The organism is Pseudogemmobacter sonorensis (genome assembly GCF_042762395.1).
Taxonomy (GTDB): Bacteria; Pseudomonadota; Alphaproteobacteria; order Rhodobacterales; family Rhodobacteraceae; genus Pseudogemmobacter; species Pseudogemmobacter sonorensis.
Genome location: NZ_JBEFZE010000009.1, coordinates 1 through 17,265 on the forward strand (window position 1 = coordinate 1; position 17,265 = coordinate 17,265).

Below are 17,265 nucleotides of genomic sequence, written 5' to 3' on the forward strand. Positions count from 1 at the left end.
TCGCCTCTTCAACCGCGATCTCGTCGAACGGGTTCATCGACATCTTCACATTCGCAAGGTCAACGCCAGACCCGTCAGATTTCACCCGGACCTTAACGTTGTAGTCAATCACCCGCTTGACAGGCACGAGGATCTTCATGCGTCTTCCCTTCCCTTTGTCGCGCGTGGCTTGCGCGTATTTCCGAATGCGGCCCCGGCCCGGCCAGGTCGCCGCGCAGCATGGCGAAACGGCCCCCGACCAAGGCGCGCCGTCCCGGTCCGAAGCCCCGCCTGCAAGGCGCGTGCCATCGGGGTGGCTGGCTTGGCGCGGACCGCCGGAGGCTGCCTTGCGCCGTCAAGCGGCCGGTCTTCAGGTCGCGGGCCTTGAGATCGCCGTTTCGTCTTCAGGCCGCCGGTCGTCTGGCCGCCTGACGCGCGCGTTCCACCGATGAGGCGATGTTCATCGCCTCGCGGTATTTGGTGACGGTGCGCCGCGCGATGCGGATGTCCATCGCCTCAAGCCGGGCGGCGATGGCGCCGTCGGACAGCGGGCGGCGGGCGGGTTCGGCCTTGATGATTTCGCGGATGCGGTGGCGGACGGTATCGGCGGCATGGCTGCCGCCCTCTCCCGCGCTGCCGATCGCGGTGGGGAAGAAGAACTTCATCGGCAACGTCCCGCAGGGCGTTGCCATAGACTTGTTCGAGGTCACGCGCGAGACGGTCGATTCGTGGATGCCCAGCGTATCGGCGATGTCGCGCAGCCGCAGCGGCCGCAGTCGCTCGATCCCGCCGTCGAAGAAATCGGCTTGCTGGCGCACGATCTCGGTCGCCACGTTCAGGACGGTGCGCATCCGTTGGTCCAGCCCCTGCACCAGCCAGTTGGCGGCGCGCATCCGGTTGCTCAGATAGCTGCGGTTCTCGGCGCTTTTCAGGTCGCGGCGCAATTCGTGGTAATAGCTCATGTTGACCAGGACCCGGGGCAGGGCGGCCTCGTTGACCCGGATCCCCCAGCCGCCGTCGGCGGCGCGGGTGACGAAGACATCGGGGACCACCAGTTGCAGCGGGGCGCTGTCGAAGGCGCGTCCCGGGCGCGGGTCGAGGCGGCGGATCTCGGCGAACATCTCGCGCAGGTCGTCCTCGCCCACCCCGCACAGCCGCCGCAGGGCCGCAAGATCGCCGCGCGCCATCAGCGGCAGATTGTCGAGCAGCGCCTGCATCGCCGGATCCAGCCGGTTGTTTTCGCGCAGTTGCAGGGCCAGGCATTCGGCAAGGTTGCGGGCGCCGATGCCGCTGGGTTGAAGGCTTTGCACCATCTTCAGGACCTCGGACGCGCGCAGGGGATTGGTCCCGGCCTGAAGCGCGATCAGATCCAGGGGGTCGTCCAGATAGCCATCCGGGGTCAGCGCGCGGATAAGGTGCATGCCGATATGGCGCAGCACCGGATCGCGGGTCAGCAGGCCGAATTGCTGCTCAAGGCTTTCATGCAGCGAGAGGTGGTCGGCCACCAGCGCCGCGCGGTCGAAATCGCTGGCGCCGCCAGCCCCCGCGCCGCGCCCAGGCGGGGGCGGGCCAGCGGCGGGCGCCGTGGGCGTCGGCGCGGGACCGTCGCTTTCCAGGAAGGGGTTCTGCTCGACCTCGGCGGCGACGAAGGCATGAAGGTCAAGCGCGGTCATGTGCAACAGTTCGACCGATTGCAGCATCTGCGGCGAAAGGGCGGTCTGAAGCGCCTGCCTGTGATCGACGCGCATGTTCATCCCCGGCCCCCTTTCGGGCCGCGCCCCCTGTCGTGTCGGAGACTTGCGGGCATGCAACCGTTTCGGATCGTCATTGTGGTTTTCCCCTCCCGATGAAGCCCCGGCCGACCCTCCTCCAGGATCGGCCGGGGCGTGCTGCCATCAGATGTCCTTGAATTCGGGTTTGCGCTTGTCGACGAAGGCTTGCAGCCCTTCGACGGCATCGCGGGTCTGATAGGCCAGAGTGCTGAGATCGGCCTCGGTCTCCAGTCCTTCGTGCAGCGGGGCGTCCAGGCTGCGCAGGACCGCGCGGCGCGCCAGTTCCAGCGCGGGCAGGCCGTAGCGCGTGAAGCCTGTGGCGAAATCCAGCGCGGCCTCGACGGTATCGCCCCCGGCGATGCGGTTCACGAGGCCGATGGCCAGCGCCTCCTGGGCCTCGACGGTGCGGCCGGTCATGATCAGTTCAAGCGCGCGGGCCGGGCCGACGACGCGCGGCAGGCGCTGCGTGCCGCCATAGCCCGGGATCAGGCCCAGCTTGATTTCCGGCAGGCCGAGCTTTGCCGTCGGGGCCGCGATGCGGAAGGTGCAGGCCAGTGCCAGCTCCAGCCCGCCGCCGAAGGCATAGCCGTTGATCGCCGCGATTGAGGCCAGGCCGAGCCGGTCCAGCCTGGCGAAGGTGGCCTGGCCGAATTCGACGCCGCGGCGCTGCTCGATCATCGAGCGGTTCTGGAGTTCCTTGATATCCGCCCCGGCGCAGAAGGATTTCGTCCCCGCGCCGGTGATGACCAATGCCCGCACCTTCATCGTCGCCACCTCGTCAATGGCGGCGCCGATGCGGGTGATGACGTCGAACGAGAGCGCGTTCAGCGCCGCCGGGCGGTCGAGGGTGATGAGGGCGCAGTCGCCGCGAGTGGTGAGGGTAACGCTCATCTCCTGGCCTCAATGTCCGAATTTCGACGGGTCGGGCTTGCGCTTTTCGGCGAAGGCATCGGCCAGTTCCTGATGCTCGTCCGATTCCAGATAGGCACGCAGAAGCAGGTCGTGCGCCATGCGCGACAGGCCCGAGACCCCGCCATGCCGGGCGTTGAACGCGGCCTTGATCGAGGCCAGCGCGAAAGCGCCGCGATCGGCCACTTCAAGCGCGAATTCCATGGTCGCCCCGGCCAGATCGGCATCGGGAACCACCTTGTTGATCAGGCCCAGCGACAGCGCCTCGGCGGCGGTGATCTTCGGGTTGCGATACCAGATCTCCTTGGCCTTCTTCTTGCCGACCAGGTCTTCCAGATACCAGGTGCCATAGCCGGCGTCGAACGATCCCATCATCGGCCCGACCTGCCGGAACACCGCGCTTTCCTTGGCGATGGTCAGGTCGCAGACCATTTGCAGCACATTGCCGCCGCCGACCGCGAAACCGTTGACCGAGGCGATGACCGGCTTTTGCAGCTTGTCGATGGCCTCATACATCTCAAGCGTCGGCAGGGTGCCCGCGTAAAGCGTGCTGTCTTCCATGCCGGTCTTGCGCCCGCCGATGCAGAAGAACCGCTCTCCCGCGCCGGTCAGCACGAGGACGCGGGTCCACGTCTCGCGCCGGACGGCCTCGATGCAGTCGCGGATCTCGTGGCACATGGTCTGGGTGAACATGTTGCCGTCCTCGGGGCGATTGAGGGTCAGGACGCCGACCGGCCCCCGTTCCTCATAGGTGATTTCCTTGAATTCCATCCGGCGTCCTCCTCATGGTCTCTCAGGAAATCATGCCGCCCTGCGCCGCCCCGTGGCGGTTCCGCCCGGTCCGAAACGGCCCGTGGCGCGGTCGTGGCAGGCTTCCTCCCTGTGCTCAGCATAGGGTTCAGCAAGCGGCGTGCCAACTTTTGAGATTTTCGCGATGATTGTCGGAAAGGCAGGGTTCCATCCGCCAGCGGGGCCGGGGCCGGGGCGATTTGTCTTGCGCCCGGCGTGGCCGACAATAGAGTGTCCGCAAGGGATACATGGCCGGGGGAGGGCTGATGATCGCCGGAGGAGAGCACGCGATCACCGGGATCGTGCTGATGGATGCCGAGGGGCGCATCCAGCAAGCCACTGGAATCGGAGAGGATCTGCGCATTCGCGCCCTGGTCATGGATCCGGCCTGGATGGCCGAGCTGCGCGAGCGGCGGATCATGGCCCTGACGCTGGACCGGCAGGGCCATGTGCTGCTGCTGGCGCCGCATAGTCATGGCGAGATGGTCGTGATAAGCTGTCCGCCGGGCAATGCGCTGCTGGATTTCATCGGGTCGGTCGATTTTGCCTATGATGTTTTTTCGCATCTGGTGGCCGACCCGTTCGAGGCGATGACCGTCGTCGACGCCAAGGGGCGGCTGGTCTTCATCTCGCCCGTGCATGAAAGGTTCTTCGGCCTGTCGCCCGGGGGTGGCAATGGCCGCGCCGTCCGCGACGTGATCGAGAACACCCGGCTCGACCGCGTGCTGGCCGAGGGCAAGGCCGAGGTCGGCGTCCTGCAAAAGATCGGCGACACCGAACGCGTGGTCTCGCGCATACCGATCCGCCGCGAGGGCAGGGTGGTCGGCGCCATCGGCCGGGTGATGTTCAAGGGGCCGCGTCAGGTCGAGGATCTGCTCAAGCGCATCAGCACGCTCGAAAGCGAGGTGCAGTTCTACCGGCGCGAGACCCAGGCCCTGCGCAGTAACCGATACGGGCTTGAGAGCCTTGTCGGAAACAGCCCGGCGATGCAGCGGCTGCGGGCCGAGATCGCCAAGGTCGCGCCCCTGGAGATCCCGGTCCATATCCGGGGCGAAAGCGGCACCGGCAAAGAGCTGGTCGCCCATGCCATCCACCGGCTCTCGCCGCGCCGCGACACCCAGATGGTGACGCTGAACTCGGCGGCCTTGCCCGCAACCCTGGTCGAGGCCGAGCTTTTCGGCTACGAATCCGGCGCCTTCACCGGCGCCGACCGCAAGGGCCGCAAGGGCAAGTTCGAACAGGCCGACAAGGGCACGATCTTCCTGGACGAGATCGGCGACACCCCGCCCGAGGTGCAGGTCAAGCTGCTGCGCGTGTTGCAGGACCGCCGGATCGAGCGGATCGGCGGCGGCGCCGCGCGCGAGGTGGATTTTCGCCTGGTCACCGCGACCAACCGCGACCTGCGCGAGATGATCGCCGAAGAGAAGTTCCGGCTTGACCTCTATTACCGCATCTCGGCCATCGTCATCGACGTGCCGCCGCTGCGCCGCCGGATCGACGACATCCCGGCATTGGTGGACCATACGCTCAAGGACCTGTGTTCGCGCTACGGACAGCCCCTGCCCCGGGTGACCCAGGATGCGCTGGACTACCTGATGGACCAGCACTGGCCCGGCAATGTTCGCCAGTTGCGTCACGAGACCGAGCGCGCGCTGGTCTTCTGCGAAGGGGGCGTCATCGATGCCGACACGCTGATCCGGCACAGCGACCAGGATATCGTGCCGGGGATGTCCTCGGCCCGGGCACGTCCGGCTGTCGTCGAGGAAGACAGCCGGATCCTGCCCATGCGCGACATGATCGAGGATCTGGAGAAGAAAGCCGTCGCCCGCGCCATGGAGCGGTTCGGCGGCAACAAGCGCCGGGTGGCCGAAACGCTGGGGATTTCGCGCTCGTATCTCTACAAATTGCTCGGGGCGCAGGACGACGCCGCCCAGGGCTGACCAGGGCTGAGCGGTCCCGCGCGCGCTGCCGGTGCTTTCGGGCAGGGACGATCCGCCCGCGACTGGCACGCAGCTTGCTGAAACCGCAGCGGCAGGAAGCTGTAAGGGGAGGCCAGCCGGGAATGTTGGGTCTTATGATGGACAGGCCGCTGTTGATCTCGTCGCTGATCGAGCAGGCGGCGCGGTTCCACGGCAATGTCGAGATCGTCTACCGCGAGGTGGACGACAGTCTTTGCCGCTACACCTATCGCGACGCGCATCGCCGCATGAAAAAGCTGGCCAATGCGCTGGTGCGTCGCGGCATCCGCCCGGGCGACCGGGTTGCGACGCTGGCCTGGAACACCCACCGGCATCTGGAACTCTACTACGGCATCTCGGGCATCGGCGCGGTGCTGCATACGGTCAATCCGCGACTGTTCCGCGAACAGATCCGCTTCATCATCAACCATGCCGAGAACCGGGTCCTGTTCTTCGACCTCTCCTTCCTTGAGATGATCGAGGATCTGGCGTCGGAACTGACCACGATCGAGACCTTCGTCGCGCTTGCCCCGCGTGCGGCGCTCCCGGATTCGGCCTTGCCGCTGGTCAGCTACGAGGATTTCATCGCCCCCGAAAGCGACGCCTTCGACTGGCCCGAGTTCGACGAACGCACCGCCTCGTCGCTGTGCTACACTTCGGGGACCACCGGCGATCCGCGCGGCGCGCTCTACAGCCACCGCTCGACCATCCTGCACACGCTTTCGGCCTGTGCGGTGGACGGGCACGGGGTTTCGGGCGGCGAATGCATCCTGCCGGTGGTGCCGATGTTCCATGGCAACGCCTGGGGCATTCCCTATTCGGCGATCTCCTCGGGCGCCAAGCTGGTGCTGCCGGGTCGCCATCTGGACGGTGCCACGCTTTATGACCTGATCGAGGCCGAGAAGGTGACGCTGGCGCTTGGCGTGCCGACGGTCTGGCAGGGGCTGCTGCTGCATATGGAGCCCCGGGGGCTGAAGCTTTCCAGCCTGCGCAAGCTCTTGATCGGCGGTTCCGCGGTTCCTCAGGCGATGGTCGAGGCCTTCCGCGATGGCTACGGCGTGCGCATCGTCCAGGCCTGGGGCATGACCGAGATGAGCCCGATGGGCGCCGTCGCCGCCCCCAAGCATCACCATTGGCAGGCCGGGCAGGCCGCGCTCGATGCCGTCAACCAGTCGCAGGGCCGCCCGCCCAGCCTGGTAGACGCAAGGATCACCGACGAGGCGTGCCGGGAACTGCCCCATGACGGGATCGCCCGCGGCGATCTTTATGTTCGCGGGCCCTGGGTGATCGGCGAATATTACCGGGATCCGAAATCCACCGCCGACAACATCACCACCGATGGCTGGCTGAAGACCGGCGATGTCTGCACCATCGACCCGGACGGCTTCATCCGGGTGGTGGACCGTTCCAAGGACATGATCAAGTCCGGCGGCGAATGGATCAGCTCGATTGATCTTGAGAACATCGCCGCCAGCCATCCCGCCGTGGCCGAGGCGGCGGTGATCGCGGTCGCGCATCCCAAATGGGACGAGCGGCCGCTTCTGGTCGTGGTGCCGCGTTCGGGGGCGCATGTCGCCCGGGCCGAACTTCTGCGCCATTTCGAGGGCCGGGTGGCGAAATGGTGGTATCCCGACGATGTCCTTGTCGTGGACAGCATCCCCCATACCGCCACCGGCAAGATCAGCAAGGCCGAGCTTCGCAAGAGCCTCAGGGATTATCGTCTGCCGACCGCCTGAGCGGCGGCAGCGCCAGAAAGGACTTTCCGATGGACAGATCTGCATCGATCGCCCGCGCGGGCGTCGTGGGTTCGGGCACGATGGGCGGCGGCATCGCCATGGCCTATGCCAATGCCGGGATCCAGGTGACATTGCTGGATGCCGAGGGCGCGGCGCTGGAACGCGGCCTTGGCATCATCGCGAAGAACTACCGCCGCAGCGTGGAGCGCGGCCGCCTCGATCCCGCCGAGGCCGAGGCGCGGATCGCCCGCATCACCGGCACGCTGGAGATCGGCGACCTGGCCGGTTCCGATATCGTCACCGAGGCGATCTTCGAGGACATGGTCGCCAAGCTGGATCTGGTGCGGCGGCTCGACGATGTGCTGGCGCCGGGGGCGATCATCGCCTCGAACACCTCGACGCTGGATATCGACCAGATCGCGGCCGCCAGCCGCCATCCGGCCCGGGTTCTTGGGATGCATTACTTCAGCCCCGCCAATGTGATGAAGCTGCTGGAGGTCGTGCGCGGCAAGGCGACCTCGGCCGAGGTGGTCGCCCGCGCCGCCGGGATCGGCCGCCTGCTGGGCAAGGTGCCGGTCGTCGTCGGGGTCTGTTTCGGCTTCGTCGGCAACCGGATGTTGTTTGCCCGCGCGGCCCAGTCGGAACGCATGCTGCTGGAGGGCGCGACGCCCTCGCAGAACGATGCCGCGCTGACCGCCTTCGGCTTTCCGATGGGTCAGCATGCGATGATGGACCTCTCGGGCCTCGATGTGGAATGGCGCATCCGCCAGCCGAGGGGAGAGGTCCGCCCGGTCTCGGACGCGCTGGTGGCGATGGGCCGCCACGGCCAGAAGTCCGGCGCGGGGTTCTACCGCTATGCGCCGGGCGGGCGCGAGGCCCTTGCCGATCCCGAGGTCGAGGCCCTGTGCAGGCGCCTTGGCGCCGAGCTTGGCCACAGGCCGCGCGGTTTCACCGGGGCCGAACTGCTGGAGCGGCAGCTTTACCCGCTGGTCAACGAAGGCATCCGCATCCTTGAAGAGGGGATCGCGGATTCGGCCGGGGACATCGACACGATCTGGCGCCATGGCTATGGCTGGCCCGCGGACAAGACCGGGCCGATGGCCTGGGCCGAGACGATTGGCGCGCCCGCGCTGGTGGCTGCGCTGGACCGGATGGCCGAGGAGACCGGCGACGAGACCCTGCGCCCCGCCGAGAGCTTGCGCCGCGCCGCCGCCGCGGGCGGCCGCATCTTCGAGGATCCGAAAGGCGGTGCCGCATGAACCTGACTCCAGATCCCCCCGATGCGGGCTTCCGCGCCGAGGTGCGGGCCTTCATCGCGGAAAACCTGCCCTCGGATATCGCCCGGCGCATCGGATCGGGTTTCCACCACCTGAAGCAGGACCTGGTCGCCTGGCACCGGATCCTGGCGGCAAGGGGCTGGTCGGCGCCGCATTGGCCCGTCGAATACGGCGGCCCCGGCTGGACGCCGATGCAGCAGCATATCTTCGCCGAGGAATGCATGGCCGCCGACGCGCCGCTGATCAACGTCTTCGGCCTGTCGCTGGTCGGGCCGGTGATCTACAGCTTCGGCTCGGCCGCGCAGAAGGCGGAATACCTGCCGCGCATCCTGGATGGCTCGGACTTCTGGTGCCAGGGCTTTTCCGAACCCGGCGCCGGATCCGATCTGGCCGCGGTGCGCACCCGGGCAGAGCTGGACGGCGACCATTGGGTCGTCAACGGCCAGAAGACCTGGACCACCGACGGCCATCACGCCAACCGGATCTTCCTGCTGGTCCGCACCTCGGTCCACCCGAGGCAGCAGCAGGGGATCTCTTTCCTGCTGGCGGATATGGACGCGCCCGGGCTGACGGTGCGGCCGATCATCTCGATCGACGGCGGCCATTCCGTCAATGAGGTCTTTCTCGACAATGTGCGCGTTCCGGCGGCCAATCTGGTCGGCGAAGAGGGCAAGGGCTGGAGCTATGCCAAATTCCTTCTGGCCAATGAGCGCACCGATTCCGCGCAGGTGCCGCGTTCGAAGCGCGAGCTGCGCCGGGTGAAGGAACTGGCCCGCACCGCAAATGGTGGCAGGCTGGCCGGGGATCCGGCCTTCATCCTGAAGGTGGCCGAGGCCGAGGCCGAACTGATGGCGCTGGAATTTTCCGTCCTGCGGGTGCTGAGCGAGGAAAAGCGGGGGGGTGAGCCTTCGCCCATCACCTCGACCCTGAAGCTGCGCGGCTCGGACCTTCAGCAGAAGCTTTCCGACCTGGCGGTCGAGGCCCTGGGGGAATACGGCACCGTCTATTACCCCGACCCCCATATCGGAGAGGGCGACCTGCGGATCGGTCCCGACGGCGCGCCCGGGCTGGCCTCGCGCAGCCTCTACAACCGTTCGGTCTCGATCTATGCGGGCAGCAACGAGATCCATCGCAACATCATCGCCAAGCGGATTCTGGGGCTCTGACATGATGGATTTCCGACTGACCCCCGAACAGGAACTGTTCCGCGATGGCGTGCGCCGCACGCTGGAAGGCTTCGGCCGCGGCGCCTCGGGGCCTGCGCTGCGACGGGCGCTGGCCGAACTGGGCGCGTCCATGACCGATATTCCCGAGGCGCAGGGCGGTCTTGGTGGCGCCGGGATCGAAACTGCGCTGGTGATGCAGGAATTCGGCCGCCATCTGGTGGCCGAGCCCTTCGCGGCCTCGGTCGTCCATGCCGGGGGTCTGCTGGGCGCGCTCGGCCTTGCCTCCGATCTGGTCGAGGGGCTGATGGAGGGCACGAAGGTCGCGGCCCTCGCCTCGGCCGAGCCCGAGGGGGCGGGCGATGCGCTGGCGGTCGCCACAACCGCGCGGCGAAGCGGCGATGGCTTCGTTCTGGCGGGACGCAAGTCGGTGGTGATCGGCGCGCCGGGGGCCGACAGCCTGCTGGTCACGGCGGTCTCGGCCGATGGCGCTTTCGACGGGATCGGGCTGTTCCGGTTGGACGCGCCCGATCCGGCGCGGCTGGCGCCCTGCCGCACGCTGGATTTCTATCCGGCGGCGGATCTGGCGCTGGACGGGCTGGCGCTTCCGGCCGAAGCCCTGATCGCGTGCGATTGCGGCGCGGCGCTGGAGGAGGCCACCGATGCCGCGATCATCGCCACCTGCGCCGAGGCGGTCGGCGCGATGGAGGCGGCGCTGTGGCTGACCAATGACTACCTAAAGACCCGCAAGCAGTTCGGGGTGGCCATCGGCTCTTTCCAGGCGCTTCAGCACCGGATGGCGGATGCTTTCGTGATGGTCGAACAGGCGCGCTCAAGCCTTTTCGCCGCGCTTGCCGGGCGGGCGGCGGGCCCGGGGCCGCGTCGGCGGGCGGTCGCCGCCGCCAAGGCGCTGATCGGGCGCAGCGGCAATGCGATGGGGGCCGACATGGTGCAGTTGCATGGCGGGATCGGCATGACCGAGGAATATGCCATCGGCCATTACTACCGCCGTCTTCTGGCGATCGAGGCGCGTTTTGGCAATTCCACCCATCACCTGCGGCGCCTGGCCTGCCTGCCGGATTGACCCTGTGGGCAATAGACGAAGGGCCCCCGGAGCGGATCCGGGGGCCCTCTGCTTTCGGCGCTGTGCGCCTGGCCGGGATCAGGGTTTCGTCATCCGCGCCATGCCGCGCGGCGCCTCGCCGCGGCGCTGCGGGGTGACCATGACGGGCTCCAGCTCGCGGCGGCGGATGCGCTCGCTCAACTCGCGCTTGTGGATCTTGCCGCTGGGAAGCACCGGCAGGGCGGGCAGGTTCAGCATGTATTCGGGCATGTCGTATTTCGACAGGCCGCGCCCGCGCAGCACCGCCAGCACCTCGTCGGGACTGGCCCCGCCGCTGAGCGCGAGGCAGACCCTTTCCCCCAGACGACGGTCCGGGACCGGCACGCAGGCCGCCTGGCGCACCCCGGGATGGGTCAGCGCCGCCTGCTCGATATGCGCGGGATAGATGTTGTGGCCGCCCCGGATGATCGCATCCTTCAGTCGGCCCACCACCTTCAGGTTGCCCTCTGCATCAAGCATCCCCAGATCGCCCGACATGAACCAGCCTTCGCGGTTGAAGCTGGTTTCGGTCGCGCGCTGGTTGGCGAAATAGCCCAGCATCAGCGCCGCGCCCCGCCCGCCGATCTGGCCGACCTGGCCGGGCGGCAATGCGCGGTCGGGGTCGGATTCGTCGAAGATCCGCACCTCATAGGCCTGCCCGCCCCGCCCGCAGGTGGTGGAGACGATCCGAGGGCCGTCGCCGGGCAATGTGTAGTGGTGCGAGGAATTCTCGGTCATGCCGTAGACATTCTGCGGAATGATGCCCCTGGCGCGGAAATCCTCGCATAGCTCGGCGGGGATCGGCGCGCCGGCAAGGTAGAATTGCCGGATGCGGCCAAATCCGCAGCCGCGCCGCGCCTCTTCCGCGATGAGGTCCAGCGCATGGGTCGGCACCCCCAGCACATAGGTCGCGCCGCTGGCGATGATCCAGTCCAGCGTCGACATGCCGGGCGGCGGATTGTTCAGCACGTAGCGGCAGCCGGTCAGCAGCCATTGCCCGAAGGCGACCCAGGCGATGTGATGCGACAGGGGTGAGACCGGATAGATCACCGTTTCGGGATCAAGCCGCCAGTCCCGCGCCAGTTCGCGCGCATTCGCCAGCAGCGTGTTCGCCGAATGCATCACGCACTTGGGTGCGCCGCTTGATCCCGAGGTATGCGCGAGATAGGCCACCGCATCCGGGTCGCTCTGCCAGGCGCTGCGGTTCGGCCCCGGAGCGGGAAAGCTTTCCGGGGTATAGACCGCCTTCAGGCTGGCCACTCCGGCAAGGATCGCGGTGAGATTGGCGGTCTCGGCATCGGCGCCCCAGCCTTCTTCCATCAGCAGCGCCCGGGCCGAAAGCCCGTTCAGAAGCTGGCCCACCTCGGCGGCGGTATGACTGCGGTGCAGCGAAGGGTTAAAGGCATAGCCCTCGCGCGAACAGGCCAGCATGGCGATGACCATCTCGGCGCGGTTGGGCATCCAGCCGCAAACCCGGTCCCCGGTGCGCAGACCGTAGGTGCCCAGATCGGCGGCCAGCCCGTCCACCCGCGCGAGAAGCGTCCGCCAGTCCATCCCCGTCCCGCCGTCGACCAGCGCCAGCCGCTGCGGGGCAAGATCGGCATTGCGGCGCAAGAGCGTGTAGAAGGTGTCGTCCTGCCAGAGGCCCGTCCGGTAATAGGCGGCGGCACTTCGGGGGTGATGCAGGGTCAGGAACGGCGGCATCCGGGCTCCGTGGCTGAATTGTGATCGCGGCGCTTGAAATCCCTCCTGCAAGCCGCGTGCCAGATGGGCGGGGCTGCGCGGCGGCGCCCGGCCCGCGCCTTTTGTCCGTCGAGGCGACCGTTGCGGCAGGATCTGTGCCCGCCGCAGCGACAATTGGCTAGAAGGCGGTCATGCCGCTGTCCACGGGAAGGACGTGGCCGGTGATCCTGCGGGCGGCGTCGCTGGCCAGGAACAGCGCCGCCTGGGCGATGTCGATCGGCTCGGGCAGGCCCAGCCTGTGGCGATCCAGGTCGCTTTGCCGGATCCGGCCCTCGGCCAGCCGGGCCTCGACTCGCGGGCTGCGGGTGATCCCCGGCGCGACCGCATTCACCCGGACGCCCTGGGCGGCATATTCCGCCGCCATCGCCCGGGTGAGCGAGGTGATCCCGCCCTTGGCCGCGGTATAGGAATGCGCGCCCTGTCGCCCATAGGCTGCCACCATCGAGCCGGTGTTGACCACCGCCCCGCCCCCGGCGGCGACGATATGCGGGATGGCCAGGCGGCTGCACAGCACGGTGCCGTAAAGGTCCAGCCGCAAGGTGCGCCAGAATTCCTCCAGCGCCACCTCGGTCACCGGGCCGTCCTCGCGCGAGCTGCCCCCGGCGTTGTTGTAAAGCACGTCGATCCGCCCGAAGCCGTCGATGGCCCGCGCCATCAGGGCGGCGACACTCGCCTCTTCGGTGATGTCGCAGGTGATGGCCATGGCCCGCCCGCCCGCCGCCGCGATCCTTGCGGCGGTCTCCTCCACGGCCGGGCCGTCGATGTCGGCCAGGACCACATTGGCGCCCTTTGCCGCGAACAGCTCGCCCGCCGCGCGGCCGATCCCGGTGCCCGCGCCGGTGATGATTGCGGTCTTGCCTTCCAGACGTGCCATGTGATCCTCCATTCATGCAGGATGAGGCGTCACAATTTCCGTGCCAGCCCGTGGCGCCTTGAAGGCGGCGGATTTCTGCGCGGCGGCGGCGACCGGCACGGCGCTTGCTGGGGGATGGGCAAGGCCAAACTTACGGAAAGCGAGAAGATGAAGAGAATCGTTCTGTCGGCTGGCAAGCGCACCCCGTTCGGCGATTACGGCAGGTCGTTGAAAGACGTTCCCATGGTGCGCCTGGGCCAGATCGCGGCCGAGGCGGCCATTGCGGACTCCGCCATCCCGGCCGCCGCACTGGACCATCTGGTCTGGGGCAATGTGATGCCTGTGGATCAGGAGGGCTTTCTGGCCTCGCGCGTCATCGCGCTGAATTCGGGCCTGCCCGAGGCCAGCGCCGCGATCAACGTCAGCCGGGCCTGTTCCTCGGGGACGCAGGCCATCGTCACGGCGGCCGAGCAGATCCTTTCCGGCCATGGCAGCCTGGCGCTGGCGGGTGGGGGCGAGAATTTCAGCCGCGCGCCCTATTGGGTGAACGGTGCCCGCTGGGGGCTCAAGCGCGGTCCGGGCACCATGGTCGATGCGCTCGACCTCGCGTATCGCGATCCTTTCAGCCTGGAGTTGATGGGCGAGACGGCCGAGAATCTGGCCGACGACTTCGGCTATGGGCGCGAGGCGATGGACGGCTGGGCGCTGATGTCCCAGCAGCGCGCGGGGGCGGCGATCCAATCGGGCTTTCTCGCGCGGCAGATCGTGCCGGTCGAGGTGCCGGAAAGGCGCGGCACGCGGCTTTTCGACATGGATGAATTTCCGCGCCCCGACATCAATGCCGAAAAGCTTGCGAAGCTTCCGGCGGTGTTCCGCGAGGGCGGCCGGGTGACCCCCGGGAATTCCAGCGGCGTGACCGACGGCGCGGGCTTTGTCGTGGTCGGCGAGGAAGAGGCCTTCCGCAAGGCGGGCGGCACCCCGGCGGGCGTTCTGGTCGACTGGGCCGTGGTCGGGGTTTCGCCCCGGATCATGGGTTGCGGCCCGGTTCCGGCGATCCAGCGCCTGCTGCAACGCCAGAACCTGACGGTGCGGGATATCGACTATTGGGAGATCAACGAGGCCTTCGCCTCGGTCAACCTGCATGCCGAGGCGCAACTGGGTCTCTCGCGCGAGAGGACCAATCTTTACGGTGGCGGCATCTCGCTTGGCCATCCCCCAGGGGCGACCGGGGTGCGGATGGCGATCACCGCCATGCAGCACCTGCGCGACACCGGGCAGAAACGGGCCGTGGTCAGCATGTGCATGGGCGCGGGGCAGGGCATGGCCGTGCTGATCGAGGCGCCCTGACGCCTTCCCGTCTTGAGGGGGCCCCTGCGGGCCGTCCTCTGCGGGCGCTTTCCGGTGCTGCCCCCATGCACCTCCGGGGGTCAGGCATCGGGAAGCGCCCGCGCCTTGAGGTTCGGCGCGCTCTCCCCGTCGCCGTCCTGTCGATGCCCGTGCCCGGTTCCGCGAAGGGAAAGGGGCGGGGTCGGCGGATGCTCGTCCGATCCCCGGCCTGCTCCCTGTCGGATCGGGCGGCGCCGGTGGCCGCAGTCGGCATGTCCCGCTGCGGCCACCTTTCCCGGACCGGCGCGTCGCGGGCGGATCGCACCCTATCTTGGCCAAGGAAAACGCGGATGACTGAACCAAGGATGATCCCCGTCGTCGATGGCGTCGAACTGGCGCTGTGGCAGCAAGGGCATGGCCCGGTGCCGCTGGTGCTTTTGCATGGCTACAGCCTTGGCGCGGGCACCTGGGACCGGGTGCTGCCGCTGCTGCCCGCCGACCGCTTCACCATCTATCGCTACGAACAGCGTGGTTTCGGCCATTCGTCCAAACCGGACAGCGGCCATTCGATGACGATCCATGCCCATGACCTGAAGGCGCTGCTGGACCGCCTGGACATCGACCGCGCGGTGCTGGCCGGGCATTCGCTGGGTGGCGCGATCAGCCAGGAATTCGCCACGCTCTGGCCCGGGCGGCTGCGGGCCGTCGTCAGTTGCAACGCCCTGGCGCGGCATCGCGAATTGCCGGGAATGGATGCGGCCAAACGGGCGCGGATCGCGGCCTATGGCACCACCGAGCAGAACCGCAGGGTCTTCGAGGCTTCGGTGCCCAATTACTTCGACCCGCGCAACCGCGACCCTGAGACGCTGGCCTTCTTCGTCGAGATGGCGTTGCGCGCATCGACAGCGGCACTGCGCGAGCAGTTGCATGACGCCTATGCGGCGTCGCCGCTGGAGGCCGCGCGCTTCGCCGCGCTGGACCTGCCGGTGCTGGCGCTGACCGGCGCGACCGATCCGGTCGCGTCGCCCGAGCAGTCCATCGCGCTTGCCGAGGCGGTTCCCGGCAGCGAAATCGCGATCATTCCACGCGCGGGCCATACGCCGATGTGGGAGCGGCCAGAAGAATGGACGCGCATCGTGCTGGAGTTTCTGGCCCGTCGGCTTGGGGCCTGAGGGGCCCCTTTTCGCCTCTTCGACCGGGCCCTGTGGGGGGGAGCGATCAGCCCGCCGCGCGGCGCAGGGCCACCGACGGGCGATAGCGCATGTCGCCGGTGGCCTCCTGCAGCCGGGTCAGAACCGCGAGCACGCGGTCCAGCCCGATCTGCCGCGCCCAGCCGATCGGCCCTTGCGGATAGTTCACGCCATTGACCATGGCGGCGTCGATGTCGGCCTCGGCGGCAACGCCTTGCTGCACGGCCTCGAACCCTTCGTTCGCGATCAGCGCCAGCACGCGCAGGACCACCAGCCCCGGCCAGTCGGGCAGGCGCGTGGCCTTGATCCCCTGCGCCGCCAGCGTGGCGACAAGGCGCGCCTCGGCCGCCGCGGGCAGGTCGGGCGAGGCGGCATAGCCCAGCCTTTGCCCTTCGCCGCTGGCGGCCAGAAGGTCGGTGAGGATAACTGGGCAGCCCTCTTCCGCCGCCCGCGCGGCGGCGGTGCGCCCGTCCGTCGGGGCGACCAGCACGCCGCCTTGCCGGGCCTCCTCCCCCGGCACCACGGCGGGCCAAAGCCCTGCCGTCGCATCGGGCGCGGTTTCGGCCGGTTGCGGCGATGGCGCGCCCTCGGAATAGTCGTAGAAGCCCCGCCCGCTCTTGCGTCCCAGCCATCCGGCCGCGACCATCTCCTGCTGGAGGATCGAGGGGCGGAAGCGCGGCTCGCCGTGATAGGCCTCAAACACCGATCTGCTGACGGCGAGGTTCACGTCATTGCCGATCAGGTCCATCAGCGCGAAGGGCCCCATGCGAAAGCCGCCGCCCCGGGTCAGAAGCGCGTCCAGCGTCGCCGGATCGGCCATCCCCTCTTCCAGAAGCCGCAAGGGCTCGCCGTAATAGGCGCGGGCGACGCGGTTGACGATGAAGCCGGGGGTCGAGTTGGCATGGACCGCCACCTTGCCCCAGTCGGTCGCGGTGGCATGGACCAGCGCCGCCACATCGGGGTCGGTGGCCAGGCCCGACACCACTTCGACCAGCTTCATCACCGGGGCGGGGTTGAAGAAATGCATCCCCACCAGATTGCCTGGCCGGGCGAGGCCCGCGCCGATGGCGGTGACCGAGATCGACGAGGTATTGCTTGCCAGCACGGCGGTTTGGGTCAGGATCCCCTCCAGCCGCGAGAAGATCTGCTGCTTCACCTCCAGCCGCTCCACCACCGCCTCGACGGCAAGGGCGGCGGGGCCGAGATCCTCAAGCTCCGGGGCCACGCTGATCCGCGCGAACAGCGCCTCGGCCGCGTCCTGCGCCAGCCTTCCGCGCCGGACCTGGCCCTCCAGCCCGCTGGCCAGCCGCGCCAGACCGGCCTCGGCGGCGCCCTCCTTGGCGTCGTGAAGCAGCACCGGATGCCCGGCCGCCGCCGCGACCTGGGCGATCCCCGCCCCCATGGTGCCCGCGCCGATCACCGCGACCACCGCGCCTTTGTCCAAACCGGCTTTCGTCATGCGACCCAC

13 protein-coding genes and 1 pseudogene are annotated in these 17,265 nt (G+C 68.3%); 7 read left to right on the forward strand and 7 right to left on the reverse strand.

Features of this window, described 5'->3' with window-relative positions:
* From ABNX41_RS08875 to ABNX41_RS08890, 4 genes and pseudogenes are all read right to left on the reverse strand, one after another.
* Positions 1-139, reverse strand: a pseudogene (locus ABNX41_RS08875) (electron transfer flavoprotein subunit beta/FixA family protein); the annotation flags it as partial.
* Between the two features lie 244 nt (positions 140-383).
* Positions 384-1,733, reverse strand: coding sequence for an RNA polymerase factor sigma-54 (rpoN, locus tag ABNX41_RS08880; RefSeq protein ID WP_438669368.1), 1,350 nt, complete (start codon positions 1,731-1,733; stop codon positions 384-386).
* Between the two features lie 141 nt (positions 1,734-1,874).
* Positions 1,875-2,642, reverse strand: a complete 768-nt coding sequence (locus ABNX41_RS08885) for an enoyl-CoA hydratase/isomerase family protein (RefSeq protein ID WP_438669369.1) — start codon at positions 2,640-2,642, stop codon at positions 1,875-1,877.
* A 9-nt stretch (positions 2,643-2,651) separates the two neighbouring features.
* On the reverse strand, positions 2,652-3,431 hold the full coding sequence (locus ABNX41_RS08890; protein ID WP_438669370.1) for an enoyl-CoA hydratase-related protein: 780 nt from the start codon (positions 3,429-3,431) through the stop codon (positions 2,652-2,654).
* 284 nt (positions 3,432-3,715) lie between these two features.
* On the opposite strand from ABNX41_RS08890, the gene ABNX41_RS08895 reads away from it, so the two are divergent.
* The 5 genes from ABNX41_RS08895 (at position 3,716) to ABNX41_RS08915 (ending at position 10,667) form a co-directional block, all read left to right on the forward strand.
* Positions 3,716-5,389 carry a sigma-54 interaction domain-containing protein gene (locus ABNX41_RS08895; protein ID WP_438669371.1) on the forward strand — a complete coding sequence of 558 codons (1,674 nt, stop codon included), beginning with the start codon at positions 3,716-3,718 and terminating at the stop codon, positions 5,387-5,389.
* Between the two features lie 134 nt (positions 5,390-5,523).
* Positions 5,524-7,143 (forward strand): long-chain-fatty-acid--CoA ligase, encoded by a 1,620-nt coding sequence (locus ABNX41_RS08900; protein ID WP_438669372.1) that lies wholly within the window; start codon positions 5,524-5,526, stop codon positions 7,141-7,143.
* A 29-nt stretch (positions 7,144-7,172) separates the two neighbouring features.
* Positions 7,173-8,402 carry a 3-hydroxyacyl-CoA dehydrogenase gene (locus ABNX41_RS08905; RefSeq protein WP_438669373.1) on the forward strand — a complete coding sequence of 410 codons (1,230 nt, stop codon included), beginning with the start codon at positions 7,173-7,175 and terminating at the stop codon, positions 8,400-8,402.
* Positions 8,399-9,586, forward strand: coding sequence for an acyl-CoA dehydrogenase family protein (locus ABNX41_RS08910; protein WP_438669374.1), 1,188 nt, complete (start codon positions 8,399-8,401; stop codon positions 9,584-9,586). Before ABNX41_RS08905 ends, ABNX41_RS08910 begins: the two co-directional genes overlap by 4 nt.
* Position 9,587: 1 nt before the next feature.
* Complete coding sequence (locus ABNX41_RS08915; protein ID WP_438669375.1) at positions 9,588-10,667, forward strand: acyl-CoA dehydrogenase family protein; 1,080 nt, start codon at positions 9,588-9,590, stop codon at positions 10,665-10,667.
* A gap of 78 nt (positions 10,668-10,745) precedes the next feature.
* Here the strand turns inward: ABNX41_RS08915 and ABNX41_RS08920 are convergent, their stop codons facing one another.
* Together ABNX41_RS08920 and ABNX41_RS08925 are read right to left on the reverse strand one after the other, a co-directional pair.
* Positions 10,746-12,389, reverse strand: coding sequence for a class I adenylate-forming enzyme family protein (locus ABNX41_RS08920; RefSeq protein WP_438669376.1), 1,644 nt, complete (start codon positions 12,387-12,389; stop codon positions 10,746-10,748).
* 157 nt (positions 12,390-12,546) lie between these two features.
* Entirely contained in the window at positions 12,547-13,302 is a 756-nt protein-coding gene (locus ABNX41_RS08925; RefSeq protein ID WP_438669377.1) for an SDR family NAD(P)-dependent oxidoreductase, read from the reverse strand.
* A 147-nt stretch (positions 13,303-13,449) separates the two neighbouring features.
* Between ABNX41_RS08925 and ABNX41_RS08930 the strand changes: the two genes are divergently transcribed.
* A complete protein-coding gene (locus ABNX41_RS08930) occupies positions 13,450-14,628 on the forward strand; it encodes a thiolase family protein (protein ID WP_438669378.1) in 1,179 nt (392 codons plus the stop codon).
* 329 nt (positions 14,629-14,957) lie between these two features.
* A complete protein-coding gene (locus ABNX41_RS08935; protein ID WP_438669379.1) occupies positions 14,958-15,779 on the forward strand; it encodes an alpha/beta fold hydrolase in 822 nt (273 codons plus the stop codon).
* A 46-nt stretch (positions 15,780-15,825) separates the two neighbouring features.
* On the opposite strand, the gene ABNX41_RS08940 is transcribed toward ABNX41_RS08935, so the two are convergent.
* On the reverse strand, positions 15,826-17,256 hold the full coding sequence (locus tag ABNX41_RS08940) for a 3-hydroxyacyl-CoA dehydrogenase NAD-binding domain-containing protein (RefSeq protein WP_438669380.1): 1,431 nt from the start codon (positions 17,254-17,256) through the stop codon (positions 15,826-15,828).
* Between the last annotated feature and the right edge of the window lie 9 nt (positions 17,257-17,265).

Bases quoted from the DNA above. Each gene is read 5' to 3' on its own strand.
- ABNX41_RS08890 (WP_438669370.1), bottom strand. From the start codon at position 3,431: ATGGAATTCAAGGAAATCACCTATGAGGAACGGGGGCCGGTCGGCGTC.
- ABNX41_RS08920 (WP_438669376.1), bottom strand. From the start codon at position 12,389: ATGCCGCCGTTCCTGACCCTGCATCACCCCCGAAGTGCCGCCGCCTAT.
- ABNX41_RS08930 (WP_438669378.1), top strand. From the start codon at position 13,450: ATGAAGAGAATCGTTCTGTCGGCTGGCAAGCGCACCCCGTTCGGCGAT.
- ABNX41_RS08935 (WP_438669379.1), top strand. From the start codon at position 14,958: ATGACTGAACCAAGGATGATCCCCGTCGTCGATGGCGTCGAACTGGCG.
- ABNX41_RS08915 (WP_438669375.1), top strand. From the start codon at position 9,588: ATGATGGATTTCCGACTGACCCCCGAACAGGAACTGTTCCGCGATGGC.
- ABNX41_RS08940 (WP_438669380.1), bottom strand. From the start codon at position 17,256: ATGACGAAAGCCGGTTTGGACAAAGGCGCGGTGGTCGCGGTGATCGGC.
- ABNX41_RS08925 (WP_438669377.1), bottom strand. From the start codon at position 13,302: ATGGCACGTCTGGAAGGCAAGACCGCAATCATCACCGGCGCGGGCACC.
- ABNX41_RS08900 (WP_438669372.1), top strand. From the start codon at position 5,524: ATGATGGACAGGCCGCTGTTGATCTCGTCGCTGATCGAGCAGGCGGCG.
- rpoN (WP_438669368.1), bottom strand. From the start codon at position 1,733: ATGAACATGCGCGTCGATCACAGGCAGGCGCTTCAGACCGCCCTTTCG.
- ABNX41_RS08910 (WP_438669374.1), top strand. From the start codon at position 8,399: ATGAACCTGACTCCAGATCCCCCCGATGCGGGCTTCCGCGCCGAGGTG.
- ABNX41_RS08895 (WP_438669371.1), top strand. From the start codon at position 3,716: ATGATCGCCGGAGGAGAGCACGCGATCACCGGGATCGTGCTGATGGAT.
- ABNX41_RS08905 (WP_438669373.1), top strand. From the start codon at position 7,173: ATGGACAGATCTGCATCGATCGCCCGCGCGGGCGTCGTGGGTTCGGGC.
- ABNX41_RS08885 (WP_438669369.1), bottom strand. From the start codon at position 2,642: ATGAGCGTTACCCTCACCACTCGCGGCGACTGCGCCCTCATCACCCTC.